Origin of the sequence: Thermocrinis sp. (assembly GCF_036781485.1) — a bacterium.
GTDB lineage: Bacteria > Aquificota > Aquificia > Aquificales > Aquificaceae > Thermocrinis.
The window spans coordinates 58,606-84,482 of the sequence record NZ_DAIQAX010000004.1 but is presented as its reverse complement, the minus strand read 5'-3'; the positions used below and the strand labels follow the sequence as shown (position 1 = coordinate 84,482).

Sequence of the window (25,877 nt, the reverse complement as noted above, 5' to 3'; positions counted from 1 at the left end):
TTATATCCGCCACCTCAAAAAGGCTCCCATACCATCTAACCTCTTTTGGAGATCTTCTCTAATTATTATCTCTACACCTGCTCTCTCCTCTAAGGCGAGCTCTATTATTTCATCCACTATGTCCTCCACTGGATAGGCAACCTCTCCCTCCACAGGGCATTCGGGCTTTAAGGTAGGCAGATGGGATTCTAAACAGTAATATCCAGGCTTTTCAAAACTGTCGGCTACTAAAAGAGTTTTTACGTTTCCCATTTGCAGCTGCTCCAGAACCTTTGATACCCCACTAACCGCAAGCCCCTGCCCTTCCAAAAGCTCAAGCTGATCTATCAGGCTTTCCTCTTGCTCCCTGTCCTTTTGCCAAAGCAGATCCAAAACTTTCTCTTTGATCTCATGCTCCTTAGCTTCAGAAGGATTAATGTTTATATATCCCACTAACCTTTCCAAGAGGTAGGTGTGTAGGTGGTTTTCTATATCTTTTATATCTTCCCTTAAGCTTCCTATGACTAACTTGTCAAATTTGTTTTCTTTCCACGCTTCCATAAGGGCATCGTTGGTTATTTTAAATATCCTGTGCTTTTCCTCCTGAATTCTCATGTGAAATCTGTATTCACCCATAGAGTGCTGAACCATGTTTGGTGATGAAGCCCTTGAAGGCATAGAGTATTTGAAAGTGCCTTGCGCCCCCTTTAATGCATCACCACCACTGTGAAATCTGTGAGACCTAGTAGCCAATGGTTCAAGAAAATCGTAAACTTCTACAATGCTTTCAAAATCCATCAAAAAGAACCTGATATGCTTTCTGTCCAACAGAACAACGCCAATTCTACCTAATTCCTCGTCTATGGCTGCTAGTTCTCTAACTAAGGGATTTATAGACACCATAAGTCTGTCTCTGTATGCGTAGGGAAGCTTTATAGGAACAAATATATCCTTGCCACTGCATGAAAATAGCGCTACACCCCCACAAGATTTTAGATTTTCCGGATCGCTGATAAAATCCTCCATTTTTTTAAAGTCTTCAATCAGAGAATTAAGGACTTCCTCGCTGAGTTTCCTTTTTTCTAAGTTAGTCTTCTGAGCTTTTACCATGTCTTTGAATACTTTCAGATACTTTCTGTCAGTTCTGCTTTCTGGTGTGAGTCTCAGATATAGACTTGAAACAAGGTATGGAGAGTATGTCTTTTCGAGTAGTGTTTCAAGTGCCTCTTTTAAGTTTTTCATTCCTTTTCCTCCTTTTGCATCTGAAAAATCCACGGAAGGTCATCTAAAGTTTGGATATTATAAACTACGATAAAAAGCCTTTCCAAGCCTATGGAACAGCCAGAAAAGCTTGTAATGTTGGCTAATGCCTTTAACAGCTCCCCATCCAGCGGGAGTTCTCTACCCCTCAAGTTTGATTCCATTCTTTTTCTTATTTCATTTGGGTCCCTCTCTTCTGTCCATCCGTTGGCTATCTCCACGCCCTTTATGTACAGTTCAAATCTCTCCGCATATCCATCTTTCAAAACACTGTAAATCCCAAGCTTGGAAGGGAACTTTACTAAAAAAGTGGGCTTGTCAAAGCCAAGATGCTTTTCCAAATCTATGTATAGGCGGTAAAATAAGCTGTCCCAATCTTCTTTATCGTCAAACTCGTATCCGTAGGAAACGAGATTGTTTTTAAGTATTTCTTCATCCTCAGACAAAACAACCCCTAAGTATTTTTCAAAAGCCTTCTCAAGCTCAAGCACTTCGTAGCTTTCAAATCCGAAGAGTTTCAACAACTCTACGATTTCCTCTATAAGATTTTCATAGCTTGCCTCCAACCTATACCACTCCAACATAGTAAATTCAGGTCTGTGTAATCTTCCATACTCTTTATCTCTAAAAACCTTAGTTATTTGAAACATATTAATCGGAAAACTTGCAAGCAATTTTTTCATTGCATGCTCGGGTGAAGTATGAAGCCAAAAAATTCTGTCCCTTCCACCCAGATTAAGTTTGACCTTTAGAGGTTCTACGTTGGGATCCACGTTTGGATACATCTGCAAGATTGGAGTTGTAACTTCCAAGTAACCTTTTGATTTAAAAAAGTTCCGTATAGTATCTATAAAATCAGCCCAAGCGAGGAGCAAGTTCTCTGGCTTTTTATGCATTGATCTGAATATTATACTTTAAGGACCATGAGCGCAAAAGCCGAGTTTATAGTTTTAAAGAAAATGCTCGTAAACGAGTGGGACTTACTCGCCTACATTTACGGAACAGTGGGAAAGGGAAGGATCTTTGTAAGAAATGGTTTTCACCCTCAGAATGCATACTGTGCTATCTTTGAACCCTTCAACATATTGAAAGTATATTGCCACCATTCGGGAGGGCTTTTGATATTGGACGATGTAATAGAGGTAAAGTTCTATTCATACCTAGCTCTGAAGAATTTCCGCAGATTTTCGTGGATGACAAAGGTTGTTCAAACTGTAGTTGGTTGGATTTCCTATTATGATAGTTTCATATTTAATCTTCTTCAAAACTACTTAAAAATAGACGTCAAAAACTACAAAGTGTTTGAAATAAAGCTTAAATTAGAGCTAATTAAATCTCTTGGTGTTTACAGAGAGGATATTTTTGAAAATAGTTTAGCTGAAATTTTGAATAAGATTAACCGTGAGGACCGAATTGAGAATTTAGAAGAATTATCCTTAAGTGAATCCTTATACAGAAAAATAACACAACACTTGGAGGATATCTTGAAAAAATCCCTTGACTGAGGAAGGGAAACAGGCTTATATTTTATCCTATTCTTTTGTAGAGGGGAGTTAGCATGATAAAAATTCTTTTTTTATTAATGCTGACTTGTTCCATAATTGGTAATACATCTTTAATGCAACTTGGAGTGGGTGGTCCTTCTGTAAGTTATCCTTCTCAGGATGTGTATTACGATGACCCATTGGAGGAAATCAATACCGAAAGTGTGGATGAAATCATTAGAAAAGAGATGTCTGTCGAAGAAGCTTTTAGGGAGCTTGTGGATGTCAGAACTGTGGATATGGTAAGACCAGATATATGGCCTGTGGTTGGGGTGGTGACTTCGGATTACGGCTGGCGCATAATGGGTAGGCGGAAGGAATTTCACACCGGTATAGATATATCCGCTTCCTACGGCACTCCCGTCAGCGTAACCGCGGATGGCCGAGTTGTATATGCTGGTTGGTTGAGAGGCTACGGGTACACCGTGATCGTATACCATGGTCATGGCTTTGCCACTTTGTATGCGCACCTTTCAAGCATTTCTGTAAGTTATGGAGATAAAGTTGTAAAGGCGCAGATAATCGGTAAAGTTGGTAATACTGGTAGGTCTTTTGGAAATCACTTACATTACGAGATATTGAAATACGGGATGAGGCAAAATCCCATAGCCTATTTGCCTTAAAGCAATCCCCTTCTTCTTAAAGCGTCTTCGTAAATTCTTTTGTACAGATGGTTCCATTCGGGCGTGCCTTCCACTATCCTTTTTGAATAGGACCTTATTCTTTCTCTAACTTCTTTATCTATGTCCTCCTCTTCCTTTAGAGCCTCCATAAGTATGTTCCTCGTCCTTGCTCTTATAACATAGGGTTCTTCGTACACTTCTACAGATTCATCTTCCATTATTAGGTCCTTTATCATACCCGCTATTTGATTCATCCTCTCTCTTTTGTTGGTGTTAATGTTCATTTCTTCCGCAAGTCTATTGCGAATTGCTTTATAAGCAGTTCTGTAATCTAAGCTTGCTTCTTCCACAAGATCCATTTTTTCCTTTAGTATTTCTCTGGTTTTTTCATCAAGCATTCTTTCCTCTTCTTCAGCCTTTTTGAAAATCCCTATTATTTTCTTTTTAAAAACATAAGGATCTTCCAATTCTATTATTCTTTCTTCTGTTAGCTCTTTTATAATCCTATCTGCAATACGCTCCACCAATTTTTCTGGTAGTCTCATAATTTGTTAATTATATCATGCTATCGGTCGGGTCGGGAGCTAAGCAGACTATTTTTTTGTAAGTTATAATTTAAAGATTTAGGCATATATGAAAAGTGAGCAAATACTGCTTAGGGCAAGACAAGTAATAGAGGAGGAAGTAAGAGAGCTCTCTAAACTTTCAGAGAGGTTAGACCAGTCTTTCGTGAAAGCGGTAGAACTTATCCTAAACTGCGAGGGGAAGGTTATAACTACGGGAGTAGGCAAATCTGGACATATAGCCCAGAAGATAGCATCTACGCTTTCTTCCACAGGCACTCCAGCCCACTTTTTACATCCCTCAGAAGCCCTTCACGGGGACCTTGGAGTTATAGAAAGCAAGGATGTGATACTTGCCATATCAAATAGTGGAGAGTCGGCAGAAGTGGTTGCCCTACTTCCTTACGTTAAGCTAATAGGAGCTAAGATTATATCCATAGTTAATAACATTAACTCCACTTTGGCTAAACACTCGGATGTATGCTTGTTTTTAGGTGTGGGAAAGGAAGCGTGTCCTTTAAACTTAGCTCCGACCACCACAAGCACTGCCTCTTTGGTTTTAGGAGACGCGCTGGCTATGGTTCTTTTGGAGCTAAGAGGATTCACAGAAAAGGATTTTGCCAACAGGCATCCTGCGGGGACGCTTGGGAGAAAGCTAAAGCTTGTGAAAGAGCTTTGCCACACCGGCGAAGAAGTTCCTATAGTGAAAGAATTAGATCCGATGGGTAAAGTTATAGTGGAAATGACTAGCAAAGGCTTTGGAGCGGTGGCGGTGGTGGATGACGAAGGAAAACTCTGCGGTATCATCACCGATGGGGATCTAAGAAGGTTTATAAACAGAGGAGGGGACCTGAACAACAGTCTTGCCAGGGATGTGATGACCAAAAATCCCAAAACTGCAAGGATGGAGGAGCTTGCAGCAGAAGCTCTAAGAAGAATGGAAGATTACAAGATTACTGTATTGATAATTACGGACGAGGATAGAAAGCCAATAGGCATCATTCACATGCATGACATTCTAAGAGCTGGAGTGATATACTAAGTTTTCATGCTGGACCTTTTGGTAAAAGATGCATTCGTCGTTGAGCTAGGAAAAAGACTGAACGTTGGAGTAAAGGATGGTAAGATAGCGTATATTGGACAAGAGGAGAAAGAAGCAAAACAAGTAATACATGCCAACAGGAAGCTGCTTTTACCTTCCTTTGCCAACATGCACACTCACTTACCTATGACCCTTTTGAGAGGCCTTGGGGCAGACCTACCACTTATGGATTGGCTTCAGAAGGTTATATGGAGGTTAGAAGCGGAGTTTGTTTCAGGGGAGTTTGTAAGGGACGGTACGCTTATAGCACTGGCGGAAGGTATAAAGAGCGGGACCACTTTGTTTATGGATATGTATTTTTTTGAAGAAAAAGTGGGTGAGGTGGCTAAGCAAGTGGGAGTTAGGGTAGGTTTGGGTTTTGGCATACTGGACTTTCCTACAAAGGTTGCTAAAGCACCAGAAGAGTACATAAAGAGAGCAAAGGATTTTGTAAGGGTTTTTAAAGGAGAAGAGCTCGTCTTTCCTGTGCTTTGTCCCCACGCTCCCTATACCTGCGGTCCATCCACCTTTGAAAAGGTTCAAGAGTTGGCACAGTCCGAAGACGTCTACATTCATACTCACCTTTCGGAGACCAGAGAGGAAGTGGAAAAGATAAAAGAGCAGTATGAGAAAACTCCCGTTATGCATTTAGAAAGCTTAGGAGTTTTGAGCGAAAGGCTACTTTGTGCCCACGTGGTATGGACCACGGAGGAAGAGAGGGAACTTCTCAAAGAGAGAAAGGTTAAAGTTCTGCACTGTCCAGAAAGTAACCTAAAGCTTGCCTCTGGCATAGCGCCAATTTGGGATTACGTAAGAAGGGGTATTCACGTTTGCCTTGGAACGGATGGACCAGCGTCTAACGACAACCTAAACATGCACGAGGAGATGTCTTTGATGGCTAAGCTCCAAAAGGGTTTTAGTCTAAACGCTAAGGCAATGGATGCAAGCCAGGCTCTAAGGATAGCCACACAGATGGGTTTTGAGGCTGTTGGTATAAAGGCAGGAAGGATAGAGCTGGGTTTTGAGGCGGATTTTATACTGGTTAAAACAGATAGTCCCCACTGGAAGCCCTTGTATGATCCCATCTCTCAGTGGGTGTATAGCGCAAGCGCAGAGGATATAGACACTGTAGTTTGTAGGGGAAAGGTTTTGATGGAAAAGAGAGAGCTCAAAACCATAGACGTGCAAGAGGTGGAGTTTGTGGCAAAAAAATGGAGAGAAAGAATCCTGAGGTTTCTTACGGGGCGTGGCGCAGGTGGTAGCGCGTCGGCTTCGGGAGCCGAAGGTCAGGGGTTCGAGTCCCCTCGCCCCGATGTTGATTAGACTTTTTCCAAAAATAGAAGTATCCACTCAAAAACCAGTTCTTTGGTTTCACTGTGCAAGCGTAGGAGAGTTCAACACTGCCAAGCCCATACTTTTAGAGCTTAAAAAGCACTTTTTCATACTTTTGACCTACTTTTCCCCGAGGGCTAAGGCTTTTTTGCTAAAACAGAAGGAGTTTTATGACGCCTTGCATCCTTTACCCTTAGACCTTCCCTTTTCAGTAGGTAGATTCTTAAAACAGGTACGGCCTGTTGCTTTACTAATCATGGAGAGGGAACTGTGGTATTTTTTGATAAAAAAGGTGAAAGTTAAAAAGATTCTACTAAACGCCTATGCAAAGGGAAGTGTGCTGGAAAAGATGCTTTCCAAGGAGTTTGACTTGATAGTATGTCGGACTGAAGAGGACAAAAAAAGGTTTGAGTCCTTTGGTGCTAAGTCTACAGCCTGCGGAAACCTAAAGTTTGTCTTAGAAAGAGAAGAAAAAGACGTAGAGATTAACCTGCCAAAAGGCAAAACCATTGTGGTTGGAAGCATCCATCCTTCTGAGTTAGAATTTATAAAAGCCTTTTACACAAAAATGTCTGAAAGATTTAAAGATTTAAACTTAGTCTTGGTTCCTCGCCACCTTTCAAAGGTAGATTTTTTTATGAAGGAGCTGGCAGATTTTAAGCCCTGTTTGAGAAGCTCAAGCAGAACAGACTGTAGAGTGGTAGTGGTGGATACATTGGGCGAGCTTTTTTATCTTTACAAGCATGGGGACCTGTGCATGGTTGGGGGGAGCTTTTCAAAGGGCATAGGGGGACACAACCTATTAGAGCCAGTTTGTCATAGAAAGCTTACAGTCTTTGGACCTTACACTCAAAAGGTAAAGGACTTGGAGGGTTTTGTGCTTTCCAAAGGATTGGGTTTTAAGGTCAAGAGCGTTCAAGAAGCGGTGGAGGTAGCTACGAGAGTAATCAGCGGGCAGGTGAGTTTTCCAGCCGATTTTGACTTGGCAGGTTATGCAAAGCAGATAAAAGACTGTTATATGTTTTGGATTAAGAGATGTTTACAGATAGGTGGATAGCTTATTCTGTAGTATTACTATTCATAATGGGGGAGGTTGCGATAATTAGTTCTAACGTGCTCGGTGCTGGAGAATTCAAGTACGAAACTCTTAGGAGGCCCCTCTCGCAAATGATATCCTTTATCTTTGGCCTTTTTTTGGCTAATTTCGTGAGTAGAATGGACTACAAAAAGCTTTTTAGCAAAAAAATAGCCTATTCTTTTATATTTCTTTCCTTTCTTTTACTTATGGCAGTATTAATTAAAAAAATTGCTACAGGGAAGCCTGTGGATAGATGGTTGATAGGTAAAAGCGTGCAACCTTTAGAATTCCTGAAGATATCTGTCGTAATTTTCTTAGCGTACTACATAGTGGCTAAAGGTTCCCTAAGAAGTTTTATGTTGATTTCATGGGCCTTTCTTCTGATATTTTCCAACGTTTTACTTCTTACCCTACAACCTGATAAAGGGGGGGCAGTATTTGTGCTCATTCTTTCCCTCAGCATAATGTACGTTGGGGGTATTCCGTATAAACTTTATCTTCCTCTATTGGCTTTAGCTTTTCTCTTTAGCTATAACCTTTTGAAGACTGGTTATGTTTCCGAAAGGATAGCGGCATGGATGGATCCTTTTGCGGAAGCTGAGGAGGAGGGCTATCAGATAATTCAATCTTTATACGCCTTCGCAAAAGGAGGTCCCTTTGGTGTAGGTATAGGAAAGGGTATTCAGAAAATGGGTGTCCTTCCTGAATCTGATACAGAATACGTAATGTCGGTAATAGGCGAAGAGCTTGGTTTTGTTGGAGTTATGTTAGTTCTGAGTTTGTATGCCATACTCATAGGTAGGATGTTTTATTATTCGGTGAAAATAACAGAACCTTTTGGAAAGCTTTTAATGTTTGGTTTTGCTATGAACTTTTCCCTTGCCTTTCTCTGGAATTTGAGCATGGCTACCAATCTAATTCCACCAAAAGGTATAGCACTACCCTTTGTTAGCTACGGTGTTTCTAGCATGACAGCTTCAATGATTATGGTAGGATTGGCTCAGTCGGTTATCAGAGTTTGGCATAGGGAAAGGACTTTTTCTACGCTAACTGACTTGACGCACTCATAAGTGCCAACCTTACACCTCTTTGGATTGGGTGAGCAGGGAGAGCATTCAACTTGTGGTGTGATGTATGCACCTCTTAGTGGATAGAAGCCGTATATGGGAGCTGTGGCTGTGTAGATGGTTAAGGCTGGCACGCCTAAAGCATTTGCAATATGGACGGCTGAAGAATCGCAGGATACAACAAGCTTAGCTTTGGATAAAACAGCCATAAACTCCCGCAAAGAAGTTTTGCCTACTAAGTTTATTGCGTTATCCTTAAAGCTTTTTGACCTTTCCTCGTCCCTTTTGGTGCCCACTACCACAACCTCTTTACCAATAGCCCTTGAAAGTTCTACCCAGTGGTCTATGTGCCATTCCTTTAAGGGAAAGTTGGAAAAAGGAGAAAAAACCACGTAATCCTCCGGAAGGTTAAACTTTTCCTTAACCTTTCTAACCTCCGTCTCATCCACAAACAGCTTTGGGTAAAGCTCGTCTTTTTTTGGGACTATTCCAAGGGGTTTTAGAAGCTGTGCATTTCTTTCTACCTCGTGCATTTCCCACCTGTGTGGAACTTTGTGGGTGTACAAAACAGAAAGCTCCGACCTGTCAAATCCTATCCTTAAGGGTATGCGAGAAAGGTAAAGTATCAGAGCAGTGCGCATAGACCTATGAACAGAAATTACTGCATCGTAATGCTTTATCTGACTGATTATCCTAAATGATTCCCAAAATCCCTTGTTAAAGGGTATGAGTTCTACATTGTATCCCTTCAAAAGCTCAACTATAAAAGGTCTTCCTACAAAACCTACTCTGTAAGATCTTCTTTCAAGGATGCGAAGAAGGGATGTTGCCAATACCACATCCCCAAGAAAGGCAGTCTGCCAGATTAAAACTTTCATTTAACATTGGAGATACTGGCTATCTTCCAGCTCTTCTCATCCTTTATGGTTATAAACCAAAAGAGCTTTTCCACACCATTTTTATCTATGACTTTAACCAACACCTCAGCGTGCTTATCGTCTATCTTCTTAACGTCTATTATCTTTACTTTCTTTACATTTTCTCCCATAGAACTAAGGGCGCAAGCCAAAAGTTCTGAAGGTTTCATCTCAGTGATCTGTATAGGTAGTTTTACATCTTGCACTAAAGCATCCCTAAAGGGTGGGTATAGCAACTTAACAGCTTCTTTGCCTTCTCCTTCCCTTATGGCAGACATAAACTCCTTGACGGTATCCTTGGACGCTTCCTCTGGGCTCGTGCCACAACCCCTAAAAACAAAGAAGCCTACCAACACCAGCGCAAGTATTAGGACTATTCTCTTCATCGTAAAACCTCCATTATGTATTCGTGTATAGCTTTTGCCGCTTTTTTACCGTGGGATATGGCTCTTACCACCGTGTCCCCTCCGTTCACCACATCCCCCCCTGCAAAGAGACCCTTTACACTGGTTCTAAAGTTTTTATCTACTTTAATGGTTCTCCAACGGGTTAGTTCTAAACCTTCTAAGTCTTGGTAAGCTATAGGATTGGCCTTTTGGCCTATGGCAAAGATCACAGAATCGCACTCTATTACGTGCTCAGAGTTTGGAACGGGCACAGGTTTTGGCCTTCCGCTTTCGTCTGGCTCTCCCAACTCCATCTTTATGCACTTAACACCCACCACCCTTCCCCTGCTGTCTCCCAGTATTTCTATAGGTTGGGTGAGCCAGTGTATTATAGCTCCTTCTTCCGCTACGTGGTCCCACTCTTCGTCCCTTGCGGAAGAGGTTTCCCTTGTTCTTCTGTAAAGCACGTGAGTTTCTACTCCAAGCCTCAGAGCTGTTATGGCACAATCCACTGCGGTAAAGCCCCCACCTATTATGGCGGTCCTCTTGCCAAGGTCTATTGGTGTGGAAGATTGGGGAAACTGATTTGCCATCAAAAGCCCTACCCTTGTTAAAACCTCTATAGCTGAATACACGCCTTTTAAGGTGTCTCCTTTGATGCCAAGGCTTCCCCTTCCTGCTCCTACACCTAAAAAAACCGCATCGTATTTTTCAAGAAGCTCCTTCAGGCTTATCGTCCTTCCTACTACCCAACCAAAGAAAAAACGCACACCAAGTTTTTCCAACCTCTTTAGCTCCCATTCTATAACGCTTCTGTCAAGCCTTGCATTTGGTATGCCGTAGGTCATCACACCGCCAGCCTTTGGAAGAGCTTCAAACACATCCACGCTGTGTCCAAGCTTTGCAAGTTCATAGGCACAGGTTAGACCCGCAGGTCCCGCTCCCACCACCGCTACCCTTTTTCCCGTTGGCTCGTTCCTTTCTTCCAAGTCCAAACCAGAGATTCTGATAAAATCTCCCACAAACTTTTCCAAGTTCCCTATACCTACCGCTAAGCCCTTGTTCTTTCTGTTTCTTACCACGTCGTAGTGGAGTATACAAGAGCCTTCACACTGTTTTTCCTGAGGACAAACCCTTCCACAGATGGAAGGAAAGGGATTAGACTCTATGATCTTTTTGTAAGCATTCACTAAGTTTCCTTGGGCTATCTCTTTTATAAACCCCGGTATGTCAATACCAGCAGGACAAGCCTTTATGCACCTTTGATCTGCATCTTTGCAAAGAAGACACCTTTGCGCTTCATCCAAAGCAACGGATACAGAGTATCCAAGAGCATACTCTTTAAAAGTGCTTACCCTCTCCTTTGGTGGGAGTAAGGATTCTTGGTTTCTATCCTCATATCGTATTCTTACTGGCATTCTTAGAATAGTTATTATAATTCTTTAGCATGCAGATAGGAATAATTGGCTTTGGAAACATGGGTAGTGCCTTAGGGGAGGGGTTAAGCAAGGTTTGGGAAGTTATAGCTTTTGACGTGGATAGCTCTAAGTCGGATAGGGCTTTAGAACTTGGCATTGGTTGGGCAAGCAGTTTGGATTTTCTAATAAGAAACTCTCAGTTTATCCTACTGGCGGTAAAGCCAAAGGATGCAGGAAAAGTTTTGGAAAGTCTAAAAGGAAAGCTAGAGGATAAGGTTTTGGTAAGCATAGTGGCTGGGCTTTCTCTCAAAAAGATAGAGGGTATCTTGGGGCAAGAAAAGATAATAAGGTGTATGCCAAACCTTGCGGTGGTGGTTGGAAAGGGCACGATGGCTTACACTTGCAACCAACTTGTTAGTGAGCAAGAAGAAAGACAGTTTTGCGAGGGCTTTTCTCAGTGTGGAAGCTTGTATAAGATAGATGAAGGTTTGATGGATGCCTTCACTGCCATTGCAGGTTCAGGTCCTGCCTTTGTGATGAAGTTTATTTCTGCCCTTTGCCTTGCGGGTGTGAGAGAGGGTTTTAGCTACAATCAAGCAAAGGACATAGTTTTAAGCACCATAGAGGGGACTTTGCACATGCTCAAAACCTTTGGGGGACACCCAGAAGAGTGGATAAGCAAAGTTGCCTCTCCTGCTGGGACCACGGTAGAAGGCTTAAAAGTCTTAGAAGAGAGCGGTTTTTCTGGTATATTGATGGAATGCATACGAAGGAGCACACAGCGCTCAAAAGAGCTTGGATAACCATTAGATACAAAAACTCTCTTGCAGGTCTCAAGCTTTACCAACCAGAAGATAAAGTTTTTACTCTTAAGCAAATACATTCAGATAGGGTAGTTTATTTAGAGAAAGAATGGCATTCAGAAGGGGACGCTATAATCACGACTAGAAAAAACTTTCCCATAGGTGTAAGAACCGCAGACTGCGTGCCTATGGCTTTTTTGGGTAAAGAAGCTGTGGGAGTGGTGCATGCGGGCTGGAGGGGTATAAAGGCTAACATAGTAGAGAAGTTTTTGGAGAAGTTTCTCAAAATAGAAGAGGCTCCGTTGGTTTTTGTAGGCCCCTCAGCAAAAGCGTGCTGTTATGAAGTGGGAAAAGAGTTTGAAGAAAGCTTTATTTTCCTTCACCACAAAAATGGCAAGCTTTTTCTGGACACTCAGCTGGAAGTGTTGCACAGATTAAAAAACTTTGGAGTAAAAAGAATAATCACCTACAATCAATGCACCATATGCACTGAAAAGTTTCCCTCCTACAGAAGGGATAAAACATCCCAAAGAATGCTACTTTTTGCTTTGCTTGAGGCATGAGAATAGGCGAGTTTATGCTGTGGTTTGATGAAGTGTCTTCAACGCAGGACATTTTGAAAGGGGGAAGATTTCCTTTTGGAACGGTTGTGGTAGCAAACAGGCAAAGCAAGGGTAGGGGTAGGTTTGGAAGGGTTTGGTACTCTCAGGAGGGCGGACTTTACCTTAGCCTTTTGCTAAGCGCTACGGAGTTTAACGAGATCCTTCCTCTTCCTTTGGTTGTTGGCTATTCCATGCTGCTGATGCTTGAAAAAGAAGGCTTTAGCCCAATGCTAAAGTGGGTAAATGACGTTTATATAAAAGGAAAGAAGGTTTGTGGTGTGCTGGTGGAAAGGTCCATGGATAGGCTGATAGTTGGAATAGGAGTAAATTTAAATCAGAGAGAACTTCCAGCACATCTAAACGCTGTCTCCCTTTACATGCTAAGTAGCAGGACGTCTGACAAAAGGGCTTTTCTCCTGGATTTTTTGGACATTTTCAATAAGGTTTTAGAAGAATACATAAAGTCTGGTTTTAAAAGCTTTAAAGACCGCATAAAGGAAAAGCTGTTGTTTTTTGGGCAGGAGGTGGTAGTTCAATCTGACACAGCCACAGCGGGTATCTTTGAGGACATAGATTGGGATGGGGGCTTACTGCTTAGAACCGCTGACGGCATAGTTAAATTTACCGCTGGAGAGGTAAGTTTAAGAGGCTTATATGTACCTTAAAATCGTTAGGTCCTTTTGGTCTGCCACGATACGCATAAGGGCTTCGTAAGCCATTCTGTATCTTGTGTATTCCATCATGCTTTCTGGTATATCTGCATCCTCAAGATCGGATTTTTGCTTTTTAAGGACCAAATCAAGGTTTTCCTGAGTGGGTTGTAAGTTTTTTACAACATTCAGAACATACCCTACCTCTGATCTTCTCATTGCAACAATATCGTAGCTTCTGTTTATAGAAAAAAGGTCAAACTCATCTGGATATATGCCATTTTCAAGCTTATCTTTGACACGTTTTATCGCCTGTAAGATGTTAGGATTATCAAAACCTGTGGAAAAGTCGCCGGTTATACTAACAAACTCCATGTCTGCGCTTAGGTCCTTTGTTGATAAAGCCAAAGAGTATGTCCCATTTGGGTTTGTTGATACGAAAGCTTGGATTCCATCCCCCAAGTTAGAGTTTATATAGTTTGCTAGCTCTTGAATGCTTTGGGGCTCTCCAGCTCCTCCATAGTTTATGGTATAGGTGTTTGCTCCAATTTTTATGGTTATGCTTCCAGCAGAAGAGAAGCTATCCGTAGGTGAGTTAAAGGTTGCTCGTGATACATAAAGGTTAGTTTTAAACACTCTTCCTCCTTCAAGGAATACAGAAACCTTTGAGTTTTCGGAGATCCACACTTTAAAATCCCCAGCTCCTGCTTGGTAATTTAGAGTGTTTTCGTCAAAAGGTTTGACGGTTAAAGCGTTGCCACCAAAGATGTAGTTTTGACCCAACTTTTCGTTAACTCTGTCCAGGAGCTGTCTTATAGATTGATTAAAGCCCTCAGCCATTGCGATGAGTTGGTCTGAAGAGATGGTGGCGCTGTTTTTTATTCTTATTATTTCTGCATAGAGCCTTTTTATCGTATCCTCCATCTTCCCCAAGGTAAAATCGGCATAGGTAAGGTTTGTGTCTGCAAAAAGTCTGTTTTGTGAGTGTTGAGACAATTGGGCTATTTCGCTCTTTAATTGAATGACATTATAGGTGGTTGAAGGATCATCCGAAAGAGCTCTTACCCTTCTTCCAGTGGCAATATCTAGAGTCTTTTCTGACAGTACCTTCTTTATTCTTGCCTCTTGGTCCTGAAAGATTGAAAATAGCAAGTTGTCTGGCACCCTCATCGCCAATCACCTCAAACCATGTTTAAAGTGGTCTGTAAAAGCTCATCCAAAGCACTTACCACCTTTGCCAAAGCCTGATAGCTTCTTTGAAGCTGGAAGACCTCCATAAACTCCCTGTCTATGGAAACCCCCTGAAGCTCCCGCAGCTTCGCTTCTATAGAATTGAGCACGTTGCTTTCTATATCGTACTGCCTTTTATATTCATTTAGGTTTGTGGCTACAGAGTTGGTAAGGCTTTGATATATTTCCTTAGAGTGATCCCACCAAGACCTTGAAAAATCGTTAAATTCGTCCGCCTTTGAGTAATCCAAGTTGGAAAGGTATAAAGCTAGGTTAGAATCCACACTAATATCTCCTATCCCTGCACCCTGAAAAACCCTTGCTCCAACCATTCCTTTGCTATCCTCTATAACGTAGGATGGATTAGAAGAAGTTATTCGCAAAGTGTAAGTTCCGTCTGGGTTGGTTATAACACTGGCGGTAAAGCCCGCACCGGAAGTGTTTATAGCATTGGCTAAATCGGTAAGCGTATCCGTAGAGTTGTAGTTTATCACCACCGTAGAACTTCCCTGCAATGTTAGGCTACCGGACACTCCAAGTTGGTCTGTAGGATTAGCGTAGTTTAATGTCCAGTAATATTCAGTTGTTCCAGTCCTGACGGGAACTTTTACCTCGCTTATGAGCTTTTTGGCAAGCTGATCAAGCCTATTTTGATAGTTTTGTAGATCGGCATAAGAATCCAAAAGACCTTTTATCCTGCCTCCCGATATTTCGTTGGATATATTAACCTGCGTGCCATCCTTTGATTTCCAATAAACTAACTTGTTAGACCCATCATAATAAAGCTCCCAATTGAATTTGTCTTCAACTAAAACAAAACCTTTGGATGTTTCTACCATTATCCTTCCTATATCGTCCTCTTGGACCCTGACGTTGATATACTCCGAAAGCCCTTTTAAAAGCCTATCCCTTTCGTCCAGAATATTTTTGTAGTCCTGTCCCCTTGCATACGTTTGGGCATAGAGCGTTAATATTTCCTGGTTTAGCTTGGCGAGTTTTTTGGTTATTGTATTTACCCTATCTATGGCTTGGCGCATGCTGTAGTCTATAGAATTGAATACACTATCTAGGTTCCTCTTTCTGTCCTTCAAGTAGCTAACCAAAGATCCAGCGGAATTAACCAACTTGGACCTTGCTCCTTCGTTGGTTGGATTTTTCATAAGGTCCTGATAACTGCTAAAAAACCCGTTTATGTATTCCAGACTTCCCAAACCCTGCGTAAATTCTTGGAAGAGGTCCTCTACTCTGTTGTTGTTCTTTATCTTCTCATCAAGAGATGAAACTAAGGAAAGTTGGGCGTTTCTTTGTCCAACAAGATGAAAACTTCTGACCCTTAAAGCTCGCCCCAAACATGAACCACTCCTTATTTTAGATTTCGTCCCCTACCTAAAAAATTTAACCCCAAAAATCCCTCCAAAGCTTTTCTAATTTCCTGTCCTTGGTTATAAGCTTTACGTAGTTTATCACGTACTTTCCCAAGATGTCCAACTCCACGTTAACAAGGTCTCCAGCTTTTCTGTGTTTTAAGTTCGTTTTTTCGTAAGTGTGGGGTATTATGTTTATACTTACTGCATCTTGCTCCACGTAGTTTATCGTCAGACTTATACCATCTATTCCTATGGAGCCTTTCTCTACTACATACTCTCTGTATTCTTCTGGTATGTGTGTTTTTAATTCCCAGTGGGAGCCCCTTTGGGAAAAGAGCAGGACCTTTGAAGTAAAATCCACGTGTCCCTGAAGAAAGTGTCCTCCTATCCTGTCCCCTACCCTTAGAGCTCTTTCAAGATTTACCGGATCTCCCTTTTTTAAAAGCTTTAGGTTGCTCCTGCTTAGTGTTTCTTGGGATAGGTCAAAGCTGATGGTGCCTTTGTGTGTATCTACTACTGTCAAGCAAACTCCATTAACTGCTATGCTGTCGCCGATTTTTATATCCCCCAGCGTGCTTCTAATAGTGAGCTTGGCTCCGCCCGAAAGGAGCTTTAGCTCCTCCACTATTCCCACTTCTTCCACCAAACCAGAGAACATTAAAGCACTACCTCCTCTGCGTCAAAAACCGGACCATCGTAGCATACTCTCAAGAACTCACCATTTTTGGATCTGACCACACAACCAAGGCACACACCCCAGCCACAGGCCATGGGAGCCTCTAAGGAAAGATAAACTTTTCTACCCTCCAACATACGCTGTAGAGCTCTTAGCATACCCATTGGACCGCACGCATGCACTATCCAGTCTTTATCAAAGTCCTTTAGAGCATCCAAAACAGAGCCCCTTTCCCCTTCACTGCCATCGTCCGTAAAGATCCTAAAACTTAAACCACTCTCTTTGAGCCATTCCTTCATAGAAAGCCCTTCGGAGTTTCTCGCTCCGTAGCATACAAAAACCTCTTTTCCAAGGTCTCTTAACTCTTTTGCCAAAAGAGATAGCCCAGAAAGACCTATACCACCTCCTAAGAGAAGGTGCTTTTGCCCATCCATTGGGAAAAGCCTTTTCCCCAATGGTCCTAAAACTCTGATGCTTTCACCTTCTCTTAGCTTGCTCATAAGGGCTGTGCCTTTGCCTACCACGTCGTAGTATATACTCACGCTGTCTTTTCTTTTGTCTGCCACCGCAAAAGCTCTTCTTGAAAGCGGATCTAAACCGTTCCAAGCTCTTATCATCAAAAAGTGTCCAGGCTTTATGGCTTCTGTGTTGAGAAACTCCAACTCCATTAGATAGGTGTAAGGTCCAACCTTTTGGTTTTTTATGACTTTACAAATTAATTCCTTCATCTTTGTCTTTTAAGTAGTTGATCTCCGAGCAGGTTGAAGGAGAAAACTACCAAAAATAGAGCAACGCCCGGAGTTAATATCCAAGGATAGGCGCTTATGAGTGGAATGTTTCTGGCTTCCGATAGCATGTTTCCCCAGCTTGGCACTGGATCCTGCACTCCCAAGCCCAAAAGGCTCAGAGCAGATTCACCAAGTATAAACCCTGGAAAGGATAGCGTGGCGGAGACGATAAGATAGTAATACGTGTTTGGGAGGATGTGTTTAAAAAGTATGCGGAAAGTGCCTGCCCCGTAGGTTTTAGCCGCATAAACAAACTCTTTTTCTCTAAGAGAGAGCACCATACCCCTTATAACCCTTGCCAGTCCAGCCCATCCAACGAAAGAAAGGATAAAGACTATAGCCAAGAAAAGCTCAAAGCTGCCCATGTTTAAAGGAAACACAGACCTAAGGGAAAGCATAAGGTAAAAGGTTGGAATGGACAAGAGCACTTCCACAAGTCTCATGATAGTAGTATCCACCTTGCCACCTAAAAAGCCAGACACACCACCTATAACAGAACCAAGAATAAACGTAGTCAAAACACCCACAAATCCTATTATCATAGAAACGCGGGCGCCATACAGCAATCTTGAAAACACATCCCTTCCCAGCTTGTCCGTGCCAAAAAGGTAGAGCTTACAAGGCTCTTCTACGGAAAACAACTTAAAACCGTAGGGAGTCTTACCAAAGACTTTGATCCTACAGGTTAGCTCGCTCTCTTCGTATATCTTAAAGAGTGGGTCTTTTAGCTCATATTTATGAACAAAGGGTAAGGTAATCCTGCCATCCTTGAAAAAGTGAATACGCGTAGGGGGATGGTATGGTGCCTGTCTGTTTTGAAGATCGTAAGGATAAGGAGCTACAAAATCTGCAAAAAGAGCTAAAGCAACGAAGATAGCAATTACCGTACATGCGAACCTTAGTCCCACAGCTTATATTTTAAATGAATGCTGAAGTTTTTAAGAGAACCCATCCTATTGGCATTTTTGATCGTATCTTACAACTTTGCACTCATTCAAATATCAAATATACTGGGCTTTAGGCTTTATCCTGTTTCCCTTTCAGAAAAGCTTTACTTGCTGTTCTTCTTATCCGCCCTTTATGTTGCATGGCTCTTTGGTGAAAGACTAAGGACTGTAGCTTGGATAGGAACTATTTTTGTTTTAAACGTGCTTATGCAAGCCATTTTGAAAGAAGAACCAAGCGTTATACTTGAGCAGATACCCGCCTTTCTTATAACACTCTTTGTTATAAAACTCTTTGAATCTCCAGCAGAAAAACGCCTTAGGCTACTCCAAGAAACCAAGCAAAAATTGGAGGAAGAGCTTGCAAAAAACCAGCAGGAGCTTACGGAAGCTCTAAAAATCCGACAGTTATACGATGAAATCCTAACGAAGTTGAACAAGGAGAAAGAAGAGCTGGAAAAAAAGATAGAGAGATTATCCGAGCAAGAAAAAGAAAGACAACAGCTTTTAAAGGAGAAGGAAGATATAGTCAAAAAACTAGACTCATATAAGGGAACTTTGAAGGTTTATGAGGAGAAGATAGAACGGCTCACCCAGGCAAACAGAAAGCTTTTTGAACTGATAGAGGTTCAGGAAAAAAGGTCTGCCACGCCTGAAAACAAAGAGCTATCAAAACTAAGAAGTGAAAGAAAAAGACTAATAAAAGATATGCTTGATATGGAGCAGATGTTAGACGATCTTTTAAAGGAGAATGCCAAACTGAGGGAGGAAAGGGACAGCACGCAAAAAAATTTAGAGAATACCGTAAGAAAACTTCAGCTTTTTGAGTTAGAGTTGGAGCAGTATAAAAGATCCCAAACGAGCAAAAAAGAAATATACAAAGAGATCTTGGAGATTGCCCTTGAAAACATAAGCTGGGAAGAAAAGGCTCTTGAAGACTTTGTCCAGCTTGATGTGGATAGAAAAAAAGAATTCCTGAAAGAATTGCTCTTGCTAAACATGAAGGACTTGGGAGAAGTCTTTGAAAACATCAAGGATGCTAAAAATGTATTTAAGTTAAAACCCAAAGGTGGCAGAATTTACTTTACCTATGGAAAAGAAAAGCGTTGGCATATAATTGGCGTACTTCATGCAGAGGATGATAAGCACAAAAGTAGGTTTGTAGAGGTGTTAAAAGAATGGAAAGGGTAGCTATAACTGGGGCTACTGGTTTTGTAGGAAGGTATATAGTTGATGAGCTTTTAAAGAGAAAATACAAGGTTTTTGCCTTGGTAAGAAATGTGGATAAGCTAAAGGGTCTTTTTTCCGATAAGGTGGTGGGTGTAAAGGTGGATTTTTATAAGAAGGACAGTATAAAAAAAGCCCTTGAAGAGATAAAGCCCGATGCAATCATACACCTTATAGGCATTCTTACAGAAGACAGGCGTAAAAACATAACCTTTTACAGGGTCCATTATCTACTTTCAAAAACCCTATACGAAGTTTGTGAGGATCATGGAGTAAATAGGGTTATCCACATGAGTTCTCTTGGGACCCACAAAGAAGCCCCTTCTGAGTATCACAAAACCAAGTATATGGCCGAGGAATTCCTAAAAGCTTCTGGACTTAAATACACTATCTTTAGACCTTCCCTGATTTTGGGTCCAGAGCAAAGACTTTTCTTTGACATGTGGAAAATCACCAAGCTTTTACCGGTCATTGCCCTTCCTGGTGGTGGTAGTTATCTTTTCCAGCCTGTGGATGTGAGAGATGTAGCATGCGCCTTTGTAAATAGTTTGGAAAGACAGGAATCTGAAGGTAAGGTCTATGAGCTTTGTGGAAGTGAGACGGTAAGCTTTAAAGAGCTTTTGGAAGATATATTCTCTAAGTGGAACAGGAAAGTTTTACTGATACCCGCGCCAAAACCACTCATGTATTTTGCCGGAAAGATAGCGGAGAAGCTTCTTAGCCCTCCACCTTTTAGTTCAGACCAAATGCTTATGATGTGGAGGGACAACGTGTGCGGATTGGACCAGGATGTAGAAACTGAAGGAATAAACAAGCTCTGCGACAGGGAACCTATACCCTACAGAGAAAGCCTAAGCTGGAGTTTGGAAAATTTCAGGTATAATTTATAGACCATCTAAAAGTAGGAGGTGATCGCTATGAAAACCTTAGCCTATGGCTTTCCCAAGTTGGGGGAAAGAAGGGAGTTTAAGTCTCTGCTTGAAAACTTTTGGAAGAATAAGATAGACGAGGTTCAGTTTGTTGAAGGGATGAACTCCCTGCGCGATTGGATGGTGGCAAACTACCAAGAGCACGTGGACGTTATACCTTCCAACGAGCTGTCTTACTACGACTTCGTGCTTGACACTGCGGTCATGTTAGGAGCTATACCTTCCCGCTTTGGTGAGTATAAGGGACTCAAAACCTACTTTGAAATGGCAAGGGGCAAGCAGGCGCTGGAAATGACCAAATACTTCAACACAAACTATCACTACCTTGTGCCCGAGCTTGAGGGAACAAACTTTAAACTTTTAAAGAACTATCCCCTTGAAGAATACCGTTATTTCAAAGGAAAAGGGATAGAAACCGTTCCAAAGATGCTTTCTCCCTTTACCTTCCTAAAACTTTCAAAGGCTATAAGAAAAGTGGAGGGTCAGGGGCTTCCGTTCTTTGAGCTTTCTAAGTTGGAAAGCCAGCAGGACTTTGAAGCTTACTTTAACGCAGTCTTTGGCGTCTATGAAGAAGTTCTGAAAAAACTCAAAGAAGAGGGGGTAAAGGAAATTCTGATAGAAGACCCAGCTTTATGTTTGGAGCTGGAGGACTACGAGTGGGACATCGTAGAAGAGATGTATTCTTGCATGTCTAAGTATGTGGATATTAACGTGCTAACATACTACGATAGTGTGTCTAACTATCAAAGATACGTAAGCCTTCCCGTAAAAGCTCTTGGCTTTGATCTTGTTTCCAACAGGGAAAACCTTGAAAACATAAGGAAGTTTGGATTTCCCAAGGAAAAGGAGCTGATAGCCGGTGTGATAAACGGAAGACAGGTTTGGAGAGCTTGCCTGGACGAAAAGATAAGGCTTGTGGAGGAGCTAAGCAGATACGCAAGGGATGTGATAATTACCAACTCCTGTCCACTCTTTCACCTTCCAGTTAGCGTAGAGTTTGAGAGTGATATGGAGCAGGAGCTAAAAGAAAGGCTTGCTTTTGCGAGGGAAAAGCTCTTTGAGCTAAAGATTATAAAGTCTGCCATAGAAGGAGATCAGCAGGCAAGGATGGAAGTAGAAAGAATTAAGAATATCCTCTCCTCAAACTTTGGAGAGGTGCAGGAGGTAAAAGAAAGGATCAGAAAGCTAAGGGAAGAGGACTTTGTAAGAAGCGTGCCCTATTCAGAAAGGATAAAGCTACAGCAAGAAATATTAAAGCTTCCTCTTTTGCCTACCACTACCATCGGCTCCTTCCCACAAACAGAAGAGGTAAGAAAGAAAAGGACAGAGTACCGTAGCGGAAAGATAGGCGCTGCTGAATACGAAGAATTTATCAAAAAGCAAATAGAGCACGTAATAAGGGTTCAAGAAGAGATAGGTTTGGACGTGCTCGTTCATGGAGAGTTTGAAAGGACCGATATGGTGGAGTTTTTTGCGGAAAAGCTCGGAGGGGTTGCGACCACAAAGCACGGATGGGTCCTATCCTACGGCTCAAGAGTCTACCGTCCACCCATAATATACGGTGACGTCTACAGACCAGAACCCATGACCCTAAAGGAAATTACCTATGCCCAGTCCCTAACCCAAAAGCCCGTAAAAGGTATGCTCACAGGTCCAGTTACCATACTTAACTGGAGCTACTACAGAGAGGACATGCCAAAGGAGGAAATAGCTTACCAGATAGCCTTGGCTCTACTGGATGAAGTGAAAGACTTAGAAGAAGCAGGTATAAAGGTAATTCAAATAGACGAACCCGCCTTTAGGGAAGGGGCACCACTTAAGAGAAGGGATTGGGAAGACTACTTTAGGTGGGCAGTAAGGGCCTTTAGACTGTGCTCCAACGCAAAGGCTCAAACTCAAATACACACCCACATGTGCTACTCGGAGTTTAACGAGGTTATAGAGTATATTCACCAAATGGACTTTGACGTTATATCCATAGAGGCATCCCGCAGTAAAGGAGAGATAATATCTGCCTTTGAGAGCTTTAAGGGTTGGGACAGACAGATAGGTATAGGTGTTTATGATATTCACTCTCCAGCCATTCCAGACAAGCAGAGTATAAGACAGGTGCTGGAAAGGGCTATAAAGGTTTTACCGGTAGAGCTTCTGTGGGTCAATCCGGACTGTGGGCTAAAGACCAGAAGATGGGAAGAGGTAGTGCCTTCTCTCAAAAACATGGTAGAGGTTGCGCAAGAGCTAAGAGAGGAGCTGGTAGGCGTTCAGTAAAGATAAACCACTTCGTTCATCTGGAAGATTTTGCCTACCACCGCTGGGGATATTCTCTCTTCTAAGCTGTTTAGGAAATCGTCTTCTGATTTTTTTAGTTGGTAATTTGTGGTTATTAAGGTGCTAAGCTGATGGTTGTATCTGTATGTGATAATAAGTGAGATTGTCTCCACACTCCAATCGGAAAGCCTTTCACTGCCTAAGTCATCTAACACAAGAACGGGCACGTTCATGAGGAATTTTAAAAATCTGCTATATTTGTCTTCCTCATTGTTCATGTAGAACCTGAGCTGGAATAGCATTTCTTTTGTATCAAAGAAAAAGCCTCTTACCCTTTTCTCCCTGTATAGGGCTTTCAAAACGCCTACCATCAAGTGGGTTTTACCCATCTGCGTAGGACCAACTAAGGTAATACCCTTCCCTTCCTCTGGGTCAAAGTTATGAACGAATTCTTTACATACTTCGTACGCTCTCCGTTGGGCTGGAGAGATAGGCTGGTAATTTTCAAGCTCCACAGTCCAAAACCTCTTTGGAATGTTCAGCCTGCTTTGAAAGTCTTCTTGCCGAAATCTACAAGTGCATATCTCCACTACCTTCCCTTTGTCCACAAAGCCGGTGCCTTTACAAACTGGACAATTCTTGTCTATCACCAATAATAATAATATATATCTGGAGGGGTTATGAAATTAGGAATTGTCCTAACTTTATTTGCGGTTTTTTTAACCTCCTGCACACCTACTGTGAGGAATACCCTTTTATCAAAGAACAGCAACGTAGAGCTGGTAAAAAAAGGTGCTTTTGGATTTTCTGAAGAAGAAGAAAGATTTATAGAGCAAGAAGCCAGAACTTTCAACATTAATATTCCAGATAGGCAAGAGATAATGCGGTTCGTAAATTATTTCTTAGCAAGCAGGCAAGAATTTGAGAGGATGATGCAAAGGGCCAACTATTACATGCCAGTCATAAAACCCATCCTTAAAAAACACAACCTTCCAGAAGAGCTTGCACTTTTGCCTGCAATAGAAAGTGGTTTTAATCCTTTTGCGGTTTCACGTGCAGGTGCGGCTGGTCTGTGGCAGTTTATCCCTTCCACCGGAAGAAGGTATGGTCTTAGGATAGATCAGGATGTGGATGAGAGGTTTGATGTTATCAAATCTACAGAAGCGGCTGCGCTTTACTTGAAGGATCTGTATGAAATGTTTAAGAGTTGGGAGCTGGCTCTTGCGGCGTACAACTGTGGAGAAAACTGTATAATCAGAAGAACGGGTGGTATGGACTTTTGGCTAACTCAAGGTTTTTTACCAGCAGAGACCAGAAACTATGTACCCGCATTCTTTGCGGTGCTACTTTTGGCAAGGTATCCGGAGAAATATGGGCTAAGCTTGAACGTCCAGGGTTTAAATCTTAAGGCGGAGAAATTAGAAGAAGAGACAACAGTTGAAAAAGTTACAAAAAGAGTAAACGTGAGAGAAAGTGTCTTTAGAGACTTAAACCCCCATATAAGAGGAGATCGTATCCCCCCTGGAATTCATATTTACATTCCAAAGGATCGTTTAGTTTTCTCAGAAGAAGGCTTTATAAGACTTGAGAACGGTGCTAAACTTATTATAAGGTGATGCAGTGGTTAGAAGAAGAGCTAAGAAGAATACAAGAGCAGCATCTTTTCCGAAAAAGAAAGCTTAGAGAAAGTTTAAAGGATTTTTGTTCTAACGATTACCTTGCTCTGAGGGACCATCCTGAAGTGAAGGAAGAAGTAATAAAAACTTTAAAGGATTACGGATTGGGTAGTGGAGCCTCTGCCTTAGTTTCTGGATATACAAAACAGCACAAGGCATTAGAGGAAAAGCTTTCCAGCTTCAAAGAAGTTCCCTCCTGCCTTCTTTTTGGTTCTGGATACCTTGCAAACATAGGAACCATACCCGCCTTAGCTTCCGAAGGAGACTTAATACTCAGCGACCAGCTAAACCATGCATCCATAATAGATGCCTGTAGGTTGTCAAAGGCTAAGGTTTTGGTCTTTCCTCACTTGGATTATCAGAATGCTGAGGAGCTTTTAAAAGAAAACAGAAAGCATTACAGAAGGTGTCTTATAGTCTCAGACAGCGTCTTTAGCATGGATGGTGATGTGGCGCACCTTCCCACCCTACTAAGATTGGCAGATGAATACGATTGTATGCTCTTTCTGGATGAAGCGCATGCTACGGGCATACTTGGACAAAGGGGAAAAGGTATTTTTGAAGAGTTTAACCTAAAATGGCAGGAAAGAGTGATTTTGATGGGGACACTGTCCAAAGCTGTAGGCTCTTATGGTGCTTTTGTTTGCAGTTCAGAGAAGTTGATTGAATACTTAATAAACAAGGCAAGAAGTTTTATCTTTTCCACATCATTACCGCCTGCAATTTGCGCAGGTGCTAAAAAGGCTATTGAGATTGCGGAGCGTGAGCCATGGAGGGTTCAGAGGGTGAAAAACCTAGCAGAGAGCATCTACAAAGAACTATCAAAAATTGGGTTTTCTGTAAAATTTCATCACACACCCATCCTACCCATTATGCTATACTCAGAAGAGAAGGCTATTAGCCTGTCCGAGGCACTTTTCGAAAAAGGTGTGCTTTTGCAAGCCATCAGATATCCAACAGTGCCAAAAGGAGAAGCAAGGCTCAGACTTACAGCAAGTCTCAGATACACAGAGGAAGACTTAGAGTTTTTATATACTAGCTTAAAAACCCTCCCCCACCTTCCCCTTACTAGCCTCCCTTTCCCATAAACCCAGCTTCTAAAAATTATCTAACTAAGTTTATTGTATCATCAAGTATGGCATTTGTAGCTGTTATAGTCCTGGAGTTAGCTTGATAGGACCTTTGAGCCGATATTAGATTAATAAATTCCGTAGCTATATCCACATTTGACATCTCCAACATACCAGAGCGGACTTTTTCTGCACCGCTCGGCATCATTATTGTGGGTGTTGAGATGGAAGTGTAAAGGTTAGCACCCTTCTTTATAAGCTCCTCCGGATCGGAGAAAACAGCTATGGCCACCCTATAAAGAGGTAAGGATTTGCCGTTGGAGTACACACCCACTACCGCACCATCTTCAGAAAGAACGTAAACATCCACCAGGTCCCCCTTGGCGTATCCGTTTTGGT

Annotated in this window: 26 protein-coding genes, 1 tRNA gene and 1 pseudogene; 15 read left to right on the top strand and 13 right to left on the bottom strand. The window is 41.9% G+C overall.

Going from position 1 to position 25,877, the window contains the following annotated elements; genetic code table 11:
- The gene (locus V7P40_RS03645; protein ID WP_333784615.1) at positions 1–1,221 is read right to left on the bottom strand and encodes a peptide chain release factor 1; all 1,221 of its coding nucleotides are present in this window, start codon (positions 1,219–1,221) and stop codon (positions 1–3) included.
- Complete coding sequence (gene epmA / locus V7P40_RS03640) at positions 1,218–2,135, bottom strand: elongation factor P--(R)-beta-lysine ligase (RefSeq protein WP_333784614.1); 918 nt, start codon at positions 2,133–2,135, stop codon at positions 1,218–1,220. The genes V7P40_RS03645 and epmA overlap by 4 nt, the downstream gene beginning before the upstream one ends.
- 27 nt (positions 2,136–2,162) lie before the next feature.
- On the opposite strand from epmA, the gene V7P40_RS03635 reads away from it, so the two are divergent.
- Entirely contained in the window at positions 2,163–2,744 is a 582-nt protein-coding gene (locus V7P40_RS03635; protein WP_333784613.1) for a hypothetical protein, read from the top strand.
- A 53-nt stretch (positions 2,745–2,797) separates the two neighbouring features.
- A complete protein-coding gene (locus V7P40_RS03630) occupies positions 2,798–3,406 on the top strand; it encodes a M23 family metallopeptidase (protein WP_333784612.1) in 609 nt (202 codons plus the stop codon).
- Here V7P40_RS03630 and V7P40_RS03625 read toward each other — a convergent pair.
- Positions 3,403–3,951 carry a DUF507 family protein gene (locus V7P40_RS03625; protein WP_333784611.1) on the bottom strand — a complete coding sequence of 183 codons (549 nt, stop codon included), beginning with the start codon at positions 3,949–3,951 and terminating at the stop codon, positions 3,403–3,405. The two genes, V7P40_RS03630 and V7P40_RS03625, sit on opposite strands and share 4 nt — an antisense overlap.
- 88 nt (positions 3,952–4,039) lie before the next feature.
- On the opposite strand from V7P40_RS03625, the gene V7P40_RS03620 reads away from it, so the two are divergent.
- From V7P40_RS03620 to V7P40_RS03600, 5 genes and pseudogenes are all read left to right on the top strand, one after another.
- Positions 4,040–5,011: a KpsF/GutQ family sugar-phosphate isomerase gene (locus V7P40_RS03620; RefSeq protein WP_333784610.1), complete on the top strand. Its 972-nt coding sequence runs from the start codon at positions 4,040–4,042 to the stop codon at positions 5,009–5,011.
- Positions 5,012–5,017: 6 nt separating this feature from the next.
- Positions 5,018–6,139 (top strand): annotated as a pseudogene (locus tag V7P40_RS03615) (amidohydrolase); the annotation flags it as partial.
- A 151-nt stretch (positions 6,140–6,290) separates the two neighbouring features.
- A tRNA-Pro gene (locus V7P40_RS03610) sits at positions 6,291–6,363 on the top strand.
- A complete protein-coding gene (locus tag V7P40_RS03605; protein ID WP_333784609.1) occupies positions 6,363–7,439 on the top strand; it encodes a glycosyltransferase N-terminal domain-containing protein in 1,077 nt (358 codons plus the stop codon). The genes V7P40_RS03610 and V7P40_RS03605 overlap by 1 nt, the downstream gene beginning before the upstream one ends.
- On the top strand, positions 7,418–8,530 hold the full coding sequence (locus V7P40_RS03600; RefSeq protein WP_333784608.1) for an FtsW/RodA/SpoVE family cell cycle protein: 1,113 nt from the start codon (positions 7,418–7,420) through the stop codon (positions 8,528–8,530). Before V7P40_RS03605 ends, V7P40_RS03600 begins: the two co-directional genes overlap by 22 nt.
- Here the strand turns inward: V7P40_RS03600 and V7P40_RS03595 are convergent.
- Genes V7P40_RS03595 through gltA form a run of 3 tightly spaced genes read right to left on the bottom strand, consistent with a single transcriptional unit; the run spans position 8,461 to position 11,248 of the window.
- Positions 8,461–9,405 (bottom strand): glycosyltransferase family 9 protein, encoded by a 945-nt coding sequence (locus V7P40_RS03595; protein ID WP_333784607.1) that lies wholly within the window; start codon positions 9,403–9,405, stop codon positions 8,461–8,463. The two genes, V7P40_RS03600 and V7P40_RS03595, sit on opposite strands and share 70 nt — an antisense overlap.
- Positions 9,402–9,830, bottom strand: coding sequence for a DUF4878 domain-containing protein (locus V7P40_RS03590; RefSeq protein WP_333784606.1), 429 nt, complete (start codon positions 9,828–9,830; stop codon positions 9,402–9,404). Before V7P40_RS03590 ends, V7P40_RS03595 begins: the two co-directional genes overlap by 4 nt.
- On the bottom strand, positions 9,827–11,248 hold the full coding sequence (gltA, locus tag V7P40_RS03585; RefSeq protein WP_333784605.1) for an NADPH-dependent glutamate synthase: 1,422 nt from the start codon (positions 11,246–11,248) through the stop codon (positions 9,827–9,829). Before gltA ends, V7P40_RS03590 begins: the two co-directional genes overlap by 4 nt.
- Before the next feature lie 29 nt (positions 11,249–11,277).
- Here gltA and proC point away from each other — a divergent pair, with 29 nt between their 5' ends.
- The 3 genes from proC to V7P40_RS03570 are packed head-to-tail and all read left to right on the top strand — an operon-like array spanning position 11,278 to position 13,318.
- Entirely contained in the window at positions 11,278–12,051 is a 774-nt protein-coding gene (gene proC / locus V7P40_RS03580) for a pyrroline-5-carboxylate reductase (protein WP_333784604.1), read from the top strand.
- Positions 12,009–12,614, top strand: a complete 606-nt coding sequence (pgeF, locus tag V7P40_RS03575; protein WP_333784603.1) for a peptidoglycan editing factor PgeF — start codon at positions 12,009–12,011, stop codon at positions 12,612–12,614. The genes proC and pgeF overlap by 43 nt, the downstream gene beginning before the upstream one ends.
- Positions 12,615–12,628: 14 nt before the next feature.
- Positions 12,629–13,318, top strand: a complete 690-nt coding sequence (locus tag V7P40_RS03570) for a biotin--[acetyl-CoA-carboxylase] ligase (RefSeq protein WP_333784602.1) — start codon at positions 12,629–12,631, stop codon at positions 13,316–13,318.
- On the opposite strand, the gene flgL is transcribed toward V7P40_RS03570, so the two are convergent.
- The 5 genes from flgL to V7P40_RS03545 are packed head-to-tail and all read right to left on the bottom strand — an operon-like array spanning position 13,304 to position 18,272.
- Entirely contained in the window at positions 13,304–14,473 is a 1,170-nt protein-coding gene (gene flgL, locus V7P40_RS03565; protein WP_333784601.1) for a flagellar hook-associated protein FlgL, read from the bottom strand. The genes V7P40_RS03570 and flgL overlap by 15 nt on opposite strands.
- Positions 14,474–14,484: 11 nt before the next feature.
- On the bottom strand, positions 14,485–15,882 hold the full coding sequence (gene flgK / locus V7P40_RS03560; RefSeq protein ID WP_333784600.1) for a flagellar hook-associated protein FlgK: 1,398 nt from the start codon (positions 15,880–15,882) through the stop codon (positions 14,485–14,487).
- Positions 15,883–15,928: 46 nt separating this feature from the next.
- Entirely contained in the window at positions 15,929–16,558 is a 630-nt protein-coding gene (locus tag V7P40_RS03555) for a riboflavin synthase (RefSeq protein WP_333784599.1), read from the bottom strand.
- Positions 16,558–17,304: a dihydroorotate dehydrogenase electron transfer subunit gene (locus V7P40_RS03550; protein ID WP_333784598.1), complete on the bottom strand. Its 747-nt coding sequence runs from the start codon at positions 17,302–17,304 to the stop codon at positions 16,558–16,560. Before V7P40_RS03550 ends, V7P40_RS03555 begins: the two co-directional genes overlap by 1 nt.
- The gene (locus tag V7P40_RS03545) at positions 17,301–18,272 is read right to left on the bottom strand and encodes an ABC transporter permease (RefSeq protein WP_333784597.1); all 972 of its coding nucleotides are present in this window, start codon (positions 18,270–18,272) and stop codon (positions 17,301–17,303) included. The genes V7P40_RS03550 and V7P40_RS03545 overlap by 4 nt, the downstream gene beginning before the upstream one ends.
- An 18-nt stretch (positions 18,273–18,290) precedes the next feature.
- Between V7P40_RS03545 and V7P40_RS03540 the strand changes: the two genes are divergently transcribed.
- From V7P40_RS03540 to metE, 3 genes are read left to right on the top strand one after another with little or no spacing between them, the layout of a single operon-like run.
- Positions 18,291–19,499 (top strand): hypothetical protein, encoded by a 1,209-nt coding sequence (locus V7P40_RS03540; RefSeq protein ID WP_333784596.1) that lies wholly within the window; start codon positions 18,291–18,293, stop codon positions 19,497–19,499.
- Entirely contained in the window at positions 19,487–20,425 is a 939-nt protein-coding gene (locus V7P40_RS03535; RefSeq protein WP_333784595.1) for a complex I NDUFA9 subunit family protein, read from the top strand. Before V7P40_RS03540 ends, V7P40_RS03535 begins: the two co-directional genes overlap by 13 nt.
- Positions 20,426–20,452: 27 nt before the next feature.
- Positions 20,453–22,732: a 5-methyltetrahydropteroyltriglutamate--homocysteine S-methyltransferase gene (gene metE, locus V7P40_RS03530; RefSeq protein WP_333784594.1), complete on the top strand. Its 2,280-nt coding sequence runs from the start codon at positions 20,453–20,455 to the stop codon at positions 22,730–22,732.
- On the opposite strand, the gene V7P40_RS03525 is transcribed toward metE, so the two are convergent.
- Positions 22,726–23,382, bottom strand: coding sequence for an ATP-binding protein (locus V7P40_RS03525; protein WP_333784593.1), 657 nt, complete (start codon positions 23,380–23,382; stop codon positions 22,726–22,728). The two genes, metE and V7P40_RS03525, sit on opposite strands and share 7 nt — an antisense overlap.
- Before the next feature lie 30 nt (positions 23,383–23,412).
- Here V7P40_RS03525 and V7P40_RS03520 point away from each other — a divergent pair, with 30 nt between their 5' ends.
- Together V7P40_RS03520 and bioF are read left to right on the top strand one after the other, a co-directional pair.
- Complete coding sequence (locus V7P40_RS03520; RefSeq protein ID WP_333784592.1) at positions 23,413–24,348, top strand: lytic transglycosylase domain-containing protein; 936 nt, start codon at positions 23,413–23,415, stop codon at positions 24,346–24,348.
- Positions 24,348–25,496, top strand: a complete 1,149-nt coding sequence (gene bioF / locus V7P40_RS03515) for an 8-amino-7-oxononanoate synthase (RefSeq protein ID WP_333784591.1) — start codon at positions 24,348–24,350, stop codon at positions 25,494–25,496. The genes V7P40_RS03520 and bioF overlap by 1 nt, the downstream gene beginning before the upstream one ends.
- 16 nt (positions 25,497–25,512) lie before the next feature.
- Here bioF and V7P40_RS03510 read toward each other — a convergent pair.
- On the bottom strand, positions 25,513–25,877 hold a 365-nt coding region (locus V7P40_RS03510), incomplete at its 5' end, for a flagellar hook-basal body complex protein (protein WP_333784590.1).